Genomic DNA, 16,040 nt, shown 5'->3' with positions numbered 1-16,040 from the left:
ACATGATATAGTTGTCCCAATTGTTCAATAATTTATGAAAGTGGTTTACGGAGGGGAAACATGTCTACAAAAGCTGACAATCGTCACTTGTACCTAAAAGTGATTGAGCGAATCAAAGAGGATATACAAAACGGAATTTACACCGAAAAGGAAAAGCTTCCTTCTGAATTTGAGCTTTCAAAATCTATGGGTGTCAGCCGGGCAACTCTGCGTGAAGCTTTGCGTATCCTTGAAGAGGAGCATGTGATTATCAGAAGGCACGGTGTGGGCACTTTCGTCCATACAAAACCGCTGTTTCTTTCAGGTATTGAACAGCTCAACAGCGTGACGAAAATGATTCAGCAGGCGAACATGGTGCCGGGTACGATTTTTTTGTCGTCTCAGGTCATCACGCCGTCTGAGGAAGATATCGCTAGATTCCGGCTTGAGCCTGAGCAGGAGCTTTTTTATTTGGAACGCGTGAGAACGGCAAGCGGCACTCCGGTCGTTTACTGTTTAGATACGATTCCGATGCACATTCTGCCGAATTCTTTCTGTCATGAACAGGAATCTATTTTTGATCTTTTGGAAAAAAACTCCGGGTCTGTGATCAGCTATGCCGTTGCTGATATCGAACCGATCGGATATCACGATACGATTTCACCGGTTTTGGAGTGCGAGCCGGAGACGGCGCTTTTATTGCTGAAGCAAACCCACTATAATCAGAATGATGAACCTGTGCTGTATTCATTAAATTATTTCCGGGCTGATAAGTTCAGTTTTCATGTTGTAAGAAAACGTTTTTAAGACAGACGCGTCATGTGTCTGTTTTTTTATTTGCCGCTTCAATACATACTTTGTTTTCCGCAAGGCACAATAAAACAGGAAACAACCAAGTATAGTGAATGGGTGAATAAGTTGAGTAAGAAGAAAAATGGAACAAAAAATATCATTGCTCTGGCTTCTGTACCGCTCGTGATGACACTCGGGAATTCCATGCTGATTCCTGTGCTTCCGATGATTGAAAAGAAGCTGTCCATATCGTCTTTTCAAGTATCGTTAATTATAACGGTCTATTCGATTGTGGCGATTATTTGTATTCCGATTGCCGGATATTTGTCCGATAAATTCGGAAGAAAAAAGGTTCTTCTGCCTTGTCTTCTCATAGCCGGTGCGGGCGGAGCGCTTGCCGCGATAGCTTCCACCGCGTTCAAGCATCCTTATCCCATTATCTTGGCGGGGCGGGTGCTGCAGGGAATCGGTTCGGCAGGGGCGGCTCCTGTAGTGATGCCGTTTATCGGTGATTTATTCAAAGGGGATGATGAGCGGATTACCGCGGGGCTCGGCGACATTGAGACGTCAAACACGGCCGGGAAAGTATTAAGCCCGATTCTCGGGTCGCTCTTGGCTGCATGGTTTTGGTTTATGCCGTTTTGGTTCATTCCGTTTTTTTCGCTCATCAGTTTTTTTCTCGTATTGTTTTTGGTGGCAAAGCCGGAGAAACAAAAAGAAGCGCCTTCTATTTCCGAATTTGTGAAAAATGTCGGCCGCATATTTAAGCGTGACGGACGCTGGCTCTTTACGGTATTTATCATCGGCTGCGTGATTATGTTTTTGCTGTTCGGGGTTCTTTTTTATTTATCAGACTCACTGGAGAAGAAATACGGAATTGACGGTGTGGCTAAAGGAGCGCTTTTGGCAATCCCGCTTTTATTTCTATCCGTCAGTTCATATATATCAGGCAGAAAAATCGGGAAAGACCAAGGCAAAATGAAGTTCTGCATCGTTTTCGGAATGAGTGCCGTGACACTGTCGTTTATCGGCCTATGGTGGAATCACAGTTTTTATTTATTATTTATCTTTTTGTGTGTCAGCGGTATCGGTATCGGAATAGCATTACCGGCATTAGACGCTGTCATCACAGAAGGCGTAGACAACGAGGAATCGGGAACCATCACCTCATTTTATAACAGCATGCGGTTTATCGGAGTAGCGGCGGGACCGCCGATCTTTGCTGCCCTGATGTCAAATGCAGGCTGGCTGATTTTTATTTTATCCGCTTTTTGCGGCATTGTGTCTGTATTTTTAGCGCTGTTAAATATCTCATCACAAGCAAAAGAAAAAAAGGAATCATTAAAGACGGTGTAATCTGCACTGTCTTTTTTTATTTTATTTTGAAGATTGACATGATATCGTCAAGTCGTTATCCTTTTTAATAGTTAAACATTTTAACTATTGGAAGGAGGGGGAAAAGATGCATGAAGAAAAAGTAAAGCAGCTGATTCAGCGTTATTCCGATGTATACCTGCACGTCTTAAAAAAAATTGACAGCATTATCGCTGAAAAAGTGAACAAAGAGCTGACATTGGATCAATATTACATACTCCGCTATATTATGCTCAATCCGGATTGCAAATCAATTGAACTGGCCGCGGTGTGCCACGTCAACAAAAGCGCCATTACATCGATGACGAACCGCCTGTATGAAAAAGGCTACATCAATAGAGAACGCAGCCAAAGCGACCGCCGGAGCATACTTTTAAATGTCACGGAAAAGGGGACGGAAGTATTTCACCGTGTGGAGCGGCGGATTGAGGAACTCGTCCGTTCATATATTATGTATTTTGATGAAGACGAGGCGGAGATGTTCGTTAATACATATGAAAAATTATATCGATTGATGATGACAGAGGAGGGTCAGCAGACATAATGAAAAACATTATCCGAGCCCGCTGGATCATCGCCGCGGTATGGATCGCCGCAACGGTGATATTTATGCTTACAGCGCCTGATATGGCTGAATTGACACGGGAGAAAGGGCAGATTTCCGTACCGGACGGATATTCCTCTTCTTATGCCCATGAATTGCTTGATGAAATGTCTGATTCAGATGCACCGTCTTCTTCTGCCGTCATCGTATTTCACGAAAAAGGCTTAATGACAGACAAAAAAGATCGTCTGGAAGAAGCCGTCAGCACTTTGTCTGAACAGAAAAAAGCGCTTCAGATTAAAACGGTGACTTCATACTTCGGGGAGAAAAATGACGACATCAAAAAACAGCTGCTGTCAAAAGACAGACAAACGATGCTCGTTCAGCTGCAGCTTGATACATCCAAAAACGATATCCTCGAAATCAAAAATAAAATTGATAAAGAGCTGAAACCGTACGGCGTATCATACGGCATAACAGGCCAGTCGCTGATCGATGAAGATGTGTTAAAAAGCTCACAGGACGGATTGAAAAAGACTGAATATATAACGGTCGCTTTTATCCTGATCGTGCTGATCCTTGTATTCCGGTCAGTGGTCGCTCCGTTTGTGCCGCTTTTATCTGTATTGATATCTTATTTAGTCAGCCAGTCGATTGTCGCATTTTTAGTCGACCAGCTGAATTTTCCGCTCTCAACTTTTACGCAGATTTTCATGGTTGCGATTATGTTCGGAATCGGCACAGACTACTGCATTCTGCTTCTCAGCAGATTTAAAGAAGAACTGTCGCATGGCGCTGATATAAGAGAGGCGATCGTCGTCACCTACAAAACGGCCGGAAAGACAGTTTTGTACAGCGGCGGTGCGGTGCTGATCGGATTTGCCTGCATCGGATTTGCGACATTTAAGCTGTATCAGTCGGCAGCCGCCGTTGCGGTCGGTGTCGCGGTGCTGCTGCTTGCGCTCATGACGATCGTGCCGTTTTTTATGGCTTTTTTAGGAAAAAGACTGTTTTGGCCCGTTAAGGGTGATATTTCCCATCCTCAAAGCAAAGCTTGGGAAACGGCAGGGCGGTTTTCATTTAAAAGGCCGCTCATCAGTCTTGCAATCGTTGCGGTATTCACCGTCCCGCCTATCCTTCTTTACAAAGGATCGCTATCTTACAACAGCCTTGACGAAATCGGGGATAAATATGAATCCGTCCGCGCGTTTAATACGATTTCAGACGCATTCGGCCCGGGGGAGCTTCTTCCGGCCACAGTCGTCATCAAAAATGATGAGCCTCTAAATACCGAAAAACACCTGATTGATATCGAAAAAATCAGCAGAGAACTTGAAAAAACAGAGGGTGTAAAAACGGTCAGAAGCGCCACGCGCCCTGCCGGAAACGGATTGAATCAATTATTTGTCACAAATCAGGCAAAGCAGCTTCAAGAAGGGCTTGATAAAGGCAATACAGGACTTGAAAAAATCACGGACGGATTAGGGCATGCCGCAAAGTCGTTAGCTGATTCACAGCCGCAGATCGAAGAGTCGGGGAAAAGCGTCAATCAGCTTATTAACGGAACATTGTCTCTGAAATCCGGGCTTTCTGATATAGGCGAAAACCTGAATAAACTGCAGGCTGGCGTGAATGAGAATAAAGCCGGCGTCGCCCAGATGAGAAAGCAGATTGAAGAGCAAAAAAAAATGCTGACTTCACAGCTCAAACAAAACAGCGGTCTCGCTTCAGAAACGCAAAACGCTTTAAAATTGGTAAAAACCGTCCTGCCGATGAAAGATGAAGCCAGCAGACAGCTTGCCGATTTGAACAAGCAGCTTGCCCGGCTGCCGTTTGCAAAATTGGAAGCGTCAATACCGTCAGTCAAAACCGATCCCTCTTACAAAGAAATCAAATCGGCCTTTACGGGTGTACAGTCAGCCGTTTCCAAGGCAAACGCGGATGCAGAAGCGTTTTCTAAACAGGTCGACAGTCAAAAGGATCATCTGCAGCAAGCGGAAAAACAATTTGCCCGGCTGGCAGCCGCTCAAAAAAAGATCGACACTCAAATTAACGCAATGATCAACGGTCTGACCAGTATTGAAAACGGTCTGCAGCAAGTGTCAGACGGACAGGGGGCTCTGGCAGGACAAATGCCGCGCCTTGAATCGGCGGCAGGACAGCTCGCGGAGGGCCAGAAAAAAATGAAGAGCGGTCTCGGTGATTTTTCTTCCCGGCTCAGCGATCTTTCTTCAGGCCTTAACGATAGTGTAAAAGGGCTTAAGAAAGTATCAAGCGGCATGATGGGGGCGAATGATTACCTGGGTGAGCTTCACAAGGCCTCAGATAAAGAAATGACAGGCTGGTTTGTGCCGAAAGACGCGTTGACAAACAGTGATTTCACAAGCGTGTTTAATACGTACATGTCAGATGACAGAAAAACGACAGAATTGACCGTCGTTCTTTATAACAATCCTTATTCAAATACGGCCATTCAAGATATTCAAGCGATCAAAGCGAGCGTAAAAAGAGCCATTCCGAACACGGATCTGAAGAATGCCTCTTTCGGCGTTTCGGGAGTCTCCAGCATGAATGCCGATTTGAAAGAAATATCGGATTCAGACTTCAAACGGACGGCAATGTTTATGCTGGCGGGAATTTTTCTGATTCTCATCATAATGCTGCGCTCTCTTATTATGCCTGTTTATTTAGTGGCGTCGCTCGTACTGACGTATTTCGCATCCATCGGCGTGACGGAATACATCTTTACACACTTCTTCGGGTATCCGGGCGTAAACTGGGCCGTGCCGTTCTTCGGCTTTGTCATTTTGATGGCTCTTGGTGTGGATTATTCCATCTTTTTAATGGACCGCTTTAATGAGCTGAAAAAAGAAGGAACGGAACCCGCAATGATCAGCAGTATGAAAAATATGGGTTCCGTCATCATTTCTGCGGCGATTATTTTAGCGGGAACCTTTGCGGCCATGCTGCCGTCAGGCGTTCTTTCCTTATTACAGATTGCAACCGTGGTATTAACAGGCCTTCTCATGTACGCAATTGTCGTCCTTCCGTTTTTTGTACCGGTCATGGTGAAAATATTCGGAAGAGCCAACTGGTGGCCTTTCAATTTAAAAAAATAACGTTCAATGCCTCTGCCTGTTTTCGGGCAGAGGTTTTTTGTTTCCTTATAAATCCTCCAGTTGATATAATTACATCTGCGCACTCTTTTTTGCGAATCCTGAAATTTGGCCATAATACATACTATTAAAGAATGAACGAAGGAGGTTTCACATGACTTACGTAAATGAAATGAAGTCAAAGCACGGCGGGATCACCGCCCACATCGTAAAGACTGAGAAATTTAAAACCGTTTCGCTGACGTTTAAAATGCTGGCTCCTTTAACGAAAGAGCTCGTAACAAAAAGGGCGCTGTTTCCGCATGTGCTTCTGCGCGGAACAGAAAGCCGCCCGAAAACCGCTGATCTGCGTTCTTATTTTGATGAGCTGTACGGCACATCCGTTTCAGCTGATCTGACAAAAAAGGGAGAACGTCATGTCATTACGTTCAGACTTGAGATTCCTAACGAAAAGTATCTGAAGGACCGCACACCGTTATTGGAAAAAGGCCTTCAGCTTTTATCAGAGCTTGTCTTTTCGCCCGCTTTGGAAAACGGCGCCTTCCTGCCCCTTTATGTCACGCAGGAAAAACGGACGCTGAAACAGCGGATTCAAGCCGTATATGATGATAAGATGAGATATTCTAATCTGCGTCTCGTTCAGGAAATGTGCAAAAGCGAACCGTATGCCCTTCACGTCAACGGCGAGTTCGATGATGTCGAACACATTACACCGCAAGATTTGTATGAAGCCTATCAAAAAGCCATACGCGAAGATCAGCTGGACCTGTACGTCATCGGCGATGTTGATTCAGATCAGGTGAAAACGGCCGTTGATACGTATTTTAAAACGGAAGAACGGGAGCTGCAGCCTTTTGAAAGAAGCGCGGCGAATGAACAGCCCGATCCGAAGGAAGTCATTGATGAAGAGGACGTCAAGCAGGGCAAGCTGAATATCGGATTCCGGACCAATACGACATATACAGATCCGGATTATCCGGCATTGCAGGTGTTTAACGGGCTGTTCGGGGGTTTCTCTCATTCAAAGCTGTTTATAAATGTCCGTGAAAAAGCAAGCCTCGCCTATTATGCAGCCTCAAGGGTGGAAAGCTTCAAAGGGCTTTTGATGGTCATGTCGGGCATTGAGGTGAAAAATTATAAGCAGGCCGTCACCATTATCGAAGAACAATTTCAGGCTATGCAAAACGGTGACTTTTCAGAGGACGATATCGCCCAAACGAAAGCCGTTATTAAAAACCAAGTGTTAGAAACGATTGATACGGCATACGGCTTAGCGGAATTTCTGTATCAGCAGGCTTCAGCCCAAGTGGAAATACCGATCGAAACTTTCCTCGACAATATCGAGAAAGTGACAAAAGAGGACATTATCAATGTCGGAAAGAACATTAAGCTGGATACGACTTATTTCTTAAAAGGGACGGGGGGAGCATCTTGACTAAACCGATAAATTTCGAACAGCTTCAGGAAACGCTGTATCATGAAAAAATGGCAAACGGCCTTGATGTCTATGTGCTGCCGAAACAGGGTTTTAATAAAACATACGCCGTGTTTACGACAAAGTACGGTTCCATTGACAATCAATTCGTTCCTTTAAATAAGGAAGAAATGGTACACGTGCCTGACGGAATCGCGCATTTTCTGGAACATAAACTGTTTGAAAAAGCGGACGGCGACGTGTTTCAGGACTTCAGTAAGCAGGGGGCGTCGGCAAATGCCTTTACATCATTTACACGAACCGCTTATCTGTTCTCCAGCACTTCTAATGTAGAGAAAAACCTGGAAACACTCGTGGATTTTGTTCAGGATCCGTATTTCACGGAAAAATCAGTTGAAAAAGAAAAAGGCATCATCGGCCAGGAAATCAATATGTATGATGATAATCCGGATTGGCGGCTGTTTTTCGGCCTTATCGAAAATATGTATAAAGACCACCCTGTGAAAATTGACATTGCCGGAACGGTGGAGAGCATCTCTCATATTACGAAAGATCTGCTGTATGAGTGCTACGAAACGTTTTATCATCCGAGCAATATGCTGCTCTTTATCGTCGGTCCCGCAGATCCTGAAGCGATCATCAGCCAGGTGCGGAAAAACCAGGAGAAAAAGCCGTTTACAGACCAGCCTGAAATCAAACGTAAAGAGGTTCAGGAGCAGGAAGCGGTTTTCCGCCGGGAGCAGGAATTAAAAATGAACGTGCAAGGCTCAAAATGTCTTGTCGGTTTAAAGGCGAAAGACCCTTATAAAACGGGGCGGGAGCTGTTGAAGCACGAGCTCAGCATGAACCTCATGCTTGAATGTCTCTTCGGAAAAAGCTCACCGCATTACGGCAACTTGTACGATAAAGGCTACATTGATGAAACCTTCAGCTTTGATTACACGGCTGAATACGGATTCGGCTTTGCCTCTGTCGGAGGAGATACACCGGAGCCGGATAGGCTCGCTGACGAATTAAAACAGATGCTTCTTGATGCAGAATCAGCCGTGACTGCGGAAAAACTTGACCTTGCGAGAAAAAAGAAGATCGGGTCATTTTTAAAAGCGCTCAATTCACCTGAATACATCGCCAACCAATTCACACGCTACGCCTTTTTAGATATGAGTCTGTTTGATGTCGTAACCGTACTGGAGCAGATCACCCTGGAAGACGTAAAGCGGGTCATTAAAGAAGAAATATCAGAAGACAGGCTGACAGTCTGCAAAGTCGTGCCAAAATCATAACAAAACATCCCTCACGCCCTGAGGGATGTTTTTCTGGGGAAAGAAGGAGTATTGATTGATGAAACAGACAGCGCTCGTAACCGGAGCAAGCGGCGGAATCGGACAAAGTATAAGTGAAGTCCTCGCAAAAAACGGATATGACGTCCTTTTGCATTATCATTCTAATAAGGAAGCCGCAAACAGGCTTGCGGAAAGGCTGAGCGCATCATTCGGCGTAAAAGCCTCCGCTATCCAGGCTGATCTGTCCTCACCGGATGGCGCGGAGACACTCAGCCGTTCCGTTAAGCAGCCTGTGGACGCTCTGATATTAAACAGCGGCAAAAGTCATTTCGGCCTGATTACGGACGTTACGGATGACACGGCGCGGGAGATGGTGCAGCTGCATGTGACGAGTCCGTTTCTTTTGGCGCGTAATCTGGTGCCCGGCATGATCCGGAAAAAATGCGGGGGCATTGTCGCGATCGGTTCCGTCTGGGGAGAAACAGGTGCATCGTGCGAGGTATTATACAGCATGGTCAAAGGAGCGCAGCATTCGTTCGTCAAAGCGCTTGCCAAAGAGCTCGCTCCGAGCGGCGTCCGCGTGAATGCGGTCTCCCCGGGTGCCGTTGATACAAATATGCTTGATCAATTCACGTCTGATGAAAAAGAAGCGTTGGCAGAGGAAATTCCCGCGGGCCGGCTGGCAAAGCCGGAGGAAATCGCCGAAGCGGCGGCCTTTTTATTATCGGACAAGGCTTCCTATATTACGGGGCATATATTATCCGTAAACGGCGGCTGGCACTGCTGAAAAAAATGTGTGTATAGTTTGCATCTGCACGGACAAAATAATTTTGTAACAACAGATGAAATGGAGGAACCCAACATGTCAGTATTAGAAAACTGGGATAATTGGAAGAATTTCCTTGGCGACAGATTGAACTATGCGCAGGAAAAAGGGATGAGTGATGAAACGATCACTGACCTCGCGACAGAAATCGGCGGTTACCTTGCGAACGAAGTCGACTCGAAAAACCATCAGGAAAAAGTGCTTGCTGATCTTTGGAGCGTTGCTTCTGAAGATGAACAGCGCGCCATCGCAAATATGATGGTGAAGCTTGTTGAAAATAACAGCACTCATTAAGAGGGGGGATTTCTCCTCTCTTTTTTTATGTTTTCCTCTATAGAGCAACATTCTTCTTTCTAATTAGAGAAAAATGTTTTATGATAAAGGAAGGTAAAAATTTGCCACAATGGAGGGGGTATATCATTTGGCAAAGCTCGAATGGTATTTTGAATATGAAATTCAAGTGAACCGCCCCGGCCTGCTCGGGGATATTTCATCTCTTCTCGGGATGCTGTCAATTAATATTGTCACAATTAACGGTGTCGACCTTTCCAGAAGGGGAATGCTGCTCAGATGCCGGCATATAGATCAAATTAAACGATTGGAATCAATTTTAAAAACAATGGAGACCATTAAAGTAACGAAGCTGAGAGAACCGAGGCTTCGCGACCGTCTTGCAGTCCGCCACGGAAGATACATTCAGCGTGATGCCGATGACAAAAAAACCTTCCGTTTTGAAAGGGACGAGCTCGGTCTTCTGGTTGACTTTATGGCCGAGCTGTTTAAAAAAGAAGGGCACAAACTGATCGGAATCCGCGGAATGCCGAGGGTCGGAAAAACGGAGTCCATCGTTGCGTCAAGTGTTTGTGCCAGCAAAAGATGGCTTTTCGTATCATCAACGCTGCTAAAACAAACGATCCGGAGCCAGCTGGTTGCCGATGAATACAGCACGGAAAACGTGTTTATCCTCGACGGCATCGTTTCGACAAGACGGGGATCTGAGCGCCATCTTCAGCTCGTCAGTGAAATTATGCGGCTTCCGGCGACAAAGGTCGTGGAGCACCCCGATATTTTTGTTCAAAATTCGGAGTATACGCTCGATGATTTCGATTATATTATCGAACTCAGAAATGATCCTGACGAAGTCATTACATATGAACATGCAGAAGAACCGCAAATGTTTGACCAGACCGGTTTTTCAAGCTTTGATTTTTAATATTGGAAGGTGTTTGTTGTGACAGAATTAGCAATCCGGCTTAAAGAAGCCAGAGAGGAAAAAGGGATGTCATTGGATGAACTCCAGGCGGCGACGAAAATTCAGAAAAGATACTTAACCGCTCTGGAAGAAGGCAATTATGACGTCATTCCCGGCAATTTTTATGTGCGGGCGTTTATCAAGCAGTACGCTGAAGCTGTCGGGCTTGATTCAGATCAGTTATTTGAAGAATATAAAAAAGACATCCCTAACACGTACCATGACGATGTGTCGGAAAAAATCTCCGGTCTCGCCATGCAAAGGGAGCTTCCTAAGTCCGCTTCAAAGGCGGCGGAATGGCTTCCGACCGTCCTTGTCGTCATCGGTGTCATTATCGTCATCGCGATCATTTATGCGATTATTCAGTTCGGAATGAGCAAATCCGGGCAGACAGACGGAGATAAGACCGTCACCCAAAGTGAGAGCAAGTATGAGATTCCTAAGGATTCTGCGCTGAAAAACGACGGCAATACAAACGACGAAGCGCAATCTGACAGCAAAAAAGACAAAAAAGACACAAAAGCGTCAGAGCAGAAAAAGAAAGAAAAAAGCAGTGAAAAGACGGAGATCAAAGCGGCCGGAACGGAAGGCTCGGCTTCTTCATACAACGTCTCCGGGGCAGATAAGTATAAGCTTGAACTGATTGCTTCTGACAGCGCGTGGATCCGCGTCCGTGATGACAGCGGCGGTTCTTTAAAAGAAGGAACCCTGCAAAAAGGCGAAACCTTTAAAAAAGACGTCACGGATCAAAAGCAGATTGAAATCCGCACGGGCTATGCCCCTAACCTGAAAATTAAAATCAACGGAGAGGTTCTGTCCTATGAACTCAATCCGCATGATGTGATGGCGCAGACCATCACAATCAAGATGAAAAAATAAAAGGGGAAAAAGTCATCTGAACGATTAAGATGACTTTTTCTTCACGTCCGAGTACATATTATTGGAGGGGCTTTATGTTTAACTTACCGAATAAAATCACACTGGCAAGAATCGCTTTAATTCCTGTATTTATGATTATCATGCTTGTTCCTTTTCATTGGGGCAGCGTTCATATAGGGGATGAATCGATTCCGGTCGCGCATCTTACGGGAGCTGTTTTGTTCATTATCGCATCAACGACTGACTGGGTGGATGGCTACTACGCCAGAAAACTGAACCTCGTGACAAACTTCGGGAAATTTTTAGATCCGCTGGCTGACAAACTGCTGGTGTCCGCGGCATTAATTACGCTTGTGCAATTTGACCTTGCGCCGGCGTGGATGGTCATCATCATCATCAGCCGCGAATTTGCCGTAACGGGATTAAGACTTGTGCTGGCGGGAACGGGGGAAGTTGTAGCCGCCAATATGCTGGGGAAAATTAAAACATGGGCCCAGATCATCGCTGTTGCCGCGCTTTTGCTGCATAATCTTCCGTTTGAGCTCGTTTCTTTCCCGTTCGGCGATATCGCTTTATGGGTGGCCGTGCTCTTCACAGTCATTTCCGGCTGGGATTATTTTGCGAAGAACTGGGATGCGTTAAAAACATCTAACTAAGGAAGAAGGACTTAAAGATGGAAATAGCAAAAAAAGCAGAAATCATTGCGGTCGGCTCGGAGCTTCTGCTCGGCCAGATCGCCAATACGAACGCGCAGTTTATCAGTAAAGAGCTGGCGGAAATCGGTGTAAACGTGTTTTACCATACCGCTGTCGGTGACAATCCGGAGCGGCTTAAGCAAGTCATCCGCATTGCCGAAGAGCGCTCAGACCTGATTATTTTTTCAGGCGGTCTCGGACCGACCAAGGACGATTTGACGAAAGAAACCATTGCAAACACACTGGGGCGCCCGCTCGTTCTGAATGACGAAGCGTTCCGGTCGATCGAAGAATATTTCGCGAAAACAAAACGGACCATGTCGCCGAATAACCGCAAACAGGCGCTCGTCATTGAGGGCTCGGACGTTTTGGCGAATCATTTCGGTATGGCACCGGGAATGCTTGCAGAGCACGGCTCAAGGCTTTATATGCTGCTTCCCGGGCCGCCGAGCGAGCTGCGTCCGATGTTTGAAAATGAAGCGAAACCGCTGCTTCTTAAAAAGCTTGGTTCTAATGAGAAAATCGTTTCAACCGTGCTGCGGTTTTTCGGAATCGGTGAATCCCAGCTTGAAGCTGATTTAGAAGATATCATTGACGCGCAGACGAATCCGACGATTGCGCCGCTTGCTGCTGACGGCGAGGTCACGCTGCGTTTAACGGCGAAACATGCTGACGAAAAAGAAACAGAACGGCTTTTAAAAGAAACGGAAGCCGCCATTTTAGAACGTGTCGGTGAATTTTTCTACGGATATGATGATACGTCCCTGGTGAAGGAGCTTTCAAAAGCATGCAGACAAAACAAAATCACGATTTCTTCTGCCGAAAGCTTTACAGGCGGCCTGTTTTCAGAGTGGGTGACTGATTTAAGCGGTGCGTCTCAACTATTTGCAGGAGGCGTTGTCTGCTATTCCGACAGCGTGAAACAGCATGTGCTCGGCGTGAAAGCTGAGACGCTCGCAGAAAGCGGAGCGGTCAGCAAAGAGTGTGCGAAAGAGCTTGCAGCCGGTGTGAGAAAGCTGACCGGAAGCGATATCGGCATCAGCTTTACCGGGGTCGCGGGTCCCGACCCGCAGGAAGGGCATGCGCCGGGCCGCGTCTTTATCGGCATATCAACGGAAGGAAAAGAAGAGGTGCACGAATTTCACTTTGCCGGCTCAAGAACCGGAATCAGAAAGCGCGCCGCTAAATACGGCTGCCATCTCATTTTAAAAATGCTGGATCAAAAATAAAGTTTTAAAGAGCTTTTTTCTCTGATTTTTAAGTTTTATAAGGGAAATTATGCTCTTTTGCAGAAAAGCGAACGCGGAAAAAATCCGAATATGCGTTCGCTTTTTTCTTGGCAAATGCCAATAAACAAGGTATAGTATATGTAGTGGCAAGATAAAGGAGGAAAAAATAAATGAGTGATCGTCAGGCAGCCTTAGATATGGCTCTTAAGCAAATAGAAAAACAATTCGGCAAAGGTTCCATCATGAAGCTCGGAGAAAAAACGGATACAAGAATTTCAACGGTGCCAAGCGGCTCCCTTGCACTTGATACCGCTCTCGGAATAGGCGGATACCCGCGCGGACGGATTATTGAAGTATACGGACCTGAAAGTTCAGGTAAAACGACTGTAGCGCTTCACGCAATCGCTGAGGTTCAGGAAAAAGGCGGACAGGCAGCATTTATTGATGCTGAGCATGCTCTTGATCCTGTTTACGCGCAAAAGCTCGGTGTCAATATCGAAGAGCTTCTGCTTTCTCAGCCGGATACGGGAGAGCAGGCGCTTGAGATTGCTGAAGCGCTGGTGCGAAGCGGAGCTGTTGATATCGTAGTCGTTGACTCTGTTGCGGCGCTTGTTCCAAAAGCTGAAATTGAAGGTGACATGGGTGATTCACACGTCGGTTTACAGGCGCGTCTTATGTCTCAGGCGCTCCGTAAGCTTTCCGGCGCTATCAATAAATCTAAAACAATCGCAATCTTTATTAACCAGATTCGTGAAAAAGTCGGCGTTATGTTCGGAAATCCGGAGACGACACCGGGCGGCCGCGCGCTGAAATTCTATTCTTCCGTGCGTCTTGAAGTGCGCCGTGCCGAGCAATTAAAGCAGGGCAACGACGTGATGGGGAATAAAACGAGAATTAAAGTCGTAAAAAACAAAGTCGCTCCTCCGTTCCGTACGGCTGAAGTGGACATTATGTACGGTGAAGGAATCTCCAAAGAAGGGGAAATCATCGACCTTGGAACTGAACTGGATATCGTGCAAAAAAGCGGTTCGTGGTATTCTTATGAAGAAGAACGCCTCGGTCAGGGCCGTGAAAACGCCAAGCAGTTCTTAAAAGAAAATAAAGACATCATGCTGATGATTCAGGAACAAATCCGTGAATATTACGGTTTAGACAATAACGGTGTAACGGACAAAGCGGAAGAAGTTCAGGAAGAGATGGAATTAGAAGAATAAAAACACGATCAAAAGAGCGGAATAAGCAATTTCCGCTCTTTTTTTTTGTATGTTTCAAAAAAACACTGGCTGTGCGGAAAATTTTATCTGGAATGTTACAACTTTTTTCACCCTTCACTCGTCTAACATCATGGCGAAAGTTGAAATTATATCTGAGGAGGAAAAAAGATGACGAGCCCCCGCCGCACAAGAATAAATAAAAAAAGAAAGAAGAAGCTGATGAAAACGGGAGGGCTGTTTCTTTTTCTGCTGCTTGTCACTGTTTTTATTATGATCTGGACCGTCACAGCGCATCATCGGGAGAAGGAATCCGTTAAAAACGCTCCCGCCGCTCAATCTGATACTTCAAAAGACCAGACTCAACAGAAAAAAGAAAAGACGCAAAAAGAGAAAACACCTAAATCAATCGATCACAATAAACAGATCAGCAATTACTTGCAACAGATCGGGTTCAGCGGCACAGCAATGATCGTAAAAGATGGAAAAGTTGTGCTGAAAAAAGGCTTTGGCTATGCAGACCGAAAACAAAAAATTAAAAACAATCCGGAGACATCATATTATATCGGTTCTTCACAAAAAGCGTTAATCGCGACGGCTGTCCTGCAGCTTGAAGAAAAAGGGCTGCTGCAGACGAGTGACCCCGTCAGTACATACTTGCCGAATTTTCCTAACGGCACGCGCATCACATTGAAAAACCTGCTCAATCATACGTCCGGCATAAACGGGCATATTGAGGGTCGGGGACCGATTTCTCCAATTGATTTAATCAAGGATATAGAATACCGCGGAATTAAAAGGCAGCCCGGGGTTTGGGATTACAGGGATTCCAACTATTCAGTGCTTGCTTATATCGTATCTCAGGTCAGCGGGGAGTCTTATGAACAATATATAAAAGAACACGTGTTCAAACCGGCCGGAATGAAGCACGCCGGATTTTACAAAACATTTGCTGAAGCCAAATATCCTGCCGTCGGCTACAAAGTCGATGAGAGCGGCAGTCTTGTAACGCCGCACCTTTTGGACTTATCGCAGCTTTACGGGGCGGGCGACATGTATATGAGCGCTGAAGATCTTTATAAATTTGATAAAGCGATCGTAAACGGCACGCTCCTTTCAAAAGAAAGCTTCACAAAAATGTTTACAGCAGGAAGCAGTGCCGCTTACGGGATGGGGTTTTACATTGATCCGGGCAGCTATTCCAATCACGGTGTTATGCCCGGTTACAACATTTTAAACAGTTTCAGCCATTCGGCAAGCAAATATGTCATATTACTGTCAAACATTCAGAATAACGCCAAATTAGGACAGGTAAACAATAGAATTTACCAATTGCTTAACCAGGCGGACTGACAGAGCCGTCATTCACGAAAAGCGGATGAAGGTATGGTATGATATATACATGGGCGGCGATCCGAGCTGAAG

At 45.6% G+C, this 16,040-nt stretch carries 14 protein-coding genes; all 14 read left to right on the top strand.

Features of this window, described 5'->3' with window-relative positions:
• Nucleotides 1–60 precede the first annotated feature (60 nt).
• The 14 genes from AC2CGA_RS02595 (at nucleotide 61) to AC2CGA_RS02530 (ending at nucleotide 15,968) form a co-directional block, all read left to right on the top strand.
• Complete coding sequence (locus tag AC2CGA_RS02595) at nucleotides 61–786, top strand: GntR family transcriptional regulator (protein WP_003154159.1); 726 nt, start codon at nucleotides 61–63, stop codon at nucleotides 784–786.
• A gap of 111 nt (nucleotides 787–897) precedes the next feature.
• Nucleotides 898–2,127 (top strand): bacillibactin exporter BcbE, encoded by a 1,230-nt coding sequence (bcbE, locus tag AC2CGA_RS02590; protein WP_003154158.1) that lies wholly within the window; start codon nucleotides 898–900, stop codon nucleotides 2,125–2,127.
• A gap of 106 nt (nucleotides 2,128–2,233) precedes the next feature.
• A complete protein-coding gene (locus AC2CGA_RS02585; protein WP_060657304.1) occupies nucleotides 2,234–2,689 on the top strand; it encodes a MarR family winged helix-turn-helix transcriptional regulator in 456 nt (151 codons plus the stop codon).
• Nucleotides 2,689–5,808, top strand: coding sequence for an MMPL family transporter (locus tag AC2CGA_RS02580; protein ID WP_484480119.1), 3,120 nt, complete (start codon nucleotides 2,689–2,691; stop codon nucleotides 5,806–5,808). The genes AC2CGA_RS02585 and AC2CGA_RS02580 overlap by 1 nt, the downstream gene beginning before the upstream one ends.
• 151 nt (nucleotides 5,809–5,959) lie before the next feature.
• Nucleotides 5,960–7,240, top strand: a complete 1,281-nt coding sequence (gene yfmF, locus AC2CGA_RS02575; RefSeq protein WP_014305019.1) for an EF-P 5-aminopentanol modification-associated protein YfmF — start codon at nucleotides 5,960–5,962, stop codon at nucleotides 7,238–7,240.
• On the top strand, nucleotides 7,237–8,523 hold the full coding sequence (gene yfmH / locus AC2CGA_RS02570; protein ID WP_003154152.1) for an EF-P 5-aminopentanol modification-associated protein YfmH: 1,287 nt from the start codon (nucleotides 7,237–7,239) through the stop codon (nucleotides 8,521–8,523). Before yfmF ends, yfmH begins: the two co-directional genes overlap by 4 nt.
• Nucleotides 8,524–8,581: 58 nt before the next feature.
• Nucleotides 8,582–9,310, top strand: a complete 729-nt coding sequence (gene ymfI, locus AC2CGA_RS02565; RefSeq protein ID WP_014305021.1) for an elongation factor P 5-aminopentanone reductase — start codon at nucleotides 8,582–8,584, stop codon at nucleotides 9,308–9,310.
• 75 nt (nucleotides 9,311–9,385) lie between these two features.
• Nucleotides 9,386–9,643, top strand: coding sequence for a DUF3243 domain-containing protein (locus AC2CGA_RS02560; RefSeq protein ID WP_003154150.1), 258 nt, complete (start codon nucleotides 9,386–9,388; stop codon nucleotides 9,641–9,643).
• Between the two features lie 127 nt (nucleotides 9,644–9,770).
• Entirely contained in the window at nucleotides 9,771–10,562 is a 792-nt protein-coding gene (locus AC2CGA_RS02555) for a DUF3388 domain-containing protein (protein WP_003154149.1), read from the top strand.
• A gap of 18 nt (nucleotides 10,563–10,580) precedes the next feature.
• Nucleotides 10,581–11,480, top strand: coding sequence for a helix-turn-helix domain-containing protein (locus AC2CGA_RS02550; protein WP_014305022.1), 900 nt, complete (start codon nucleotides 10,581–10,583; stop codon nucleotides 11,478–11,480).
• A 74-nt stretch (nucleotides 11,481–11,554) separates the two neighbouring features.
• Complete coding sequence (gene pgsA / locus AC2CGA_RS02545) at nucleotides 11,555–12,136, top strand: CDP-diacylglycerol--glycerol-3-phosphate 3-phosphatidyltransferase (protein ID WP_003154147.1); 582 nt, start codon at nucleotides 11,555–11,557, stop codon at nucleotides 12,134–12,136.
• Nucleotides 12,137–12,153: 17 nt separating this feature from the next.
• Nucleotides 12,154–13,404, top strand: coding sequence for a competence/damage-inducible protein A (locus tag AC2CGA_RS02540; protein ID WP_052585947.1), 1,251 nt, complete (start codon nucleotides 12,154–12,156; stop codon nucleotides 13,402–13,404).
• Nucleotides 13,405–13,574: 170 nt separating this feature from the next.
• Nucleotides 13,575–14,618, top strand: coding sequence for a recombinase RecA (gene recA, locus AC2CGA_RS02535; protein WP_003154145.1), 1,044 nt, complete (start codon nucleotides 13,575–13,577; stop codon nucleotides 14,616–14,618).
• A gap of 168 nt (nucleotides 14,619–14,786) precedes the next feature.
• Nucleotides 14,787–15,968: a serine hydrolase domain-containing protein gene (locus AC2CGA_RS02530; RefSeq protein WP_003154142.1), complete on the top strand. Its 1,182-nt coding sequence runs from the start codon at nucleotides 14,787–14,789 to the stop codon at nucleotides 15,966–15,968.
• The last annotated feature ends 72 nt before the right edge of the window (nucleotides 15,969–16,040 follow it).

It is taken from the genome of Bacillus sp. SYZHCR11 (genome assembly GCF_057196865.1).
This window is presented reverse-complemented; position numbering and strand designations above follow the sequence as displayed.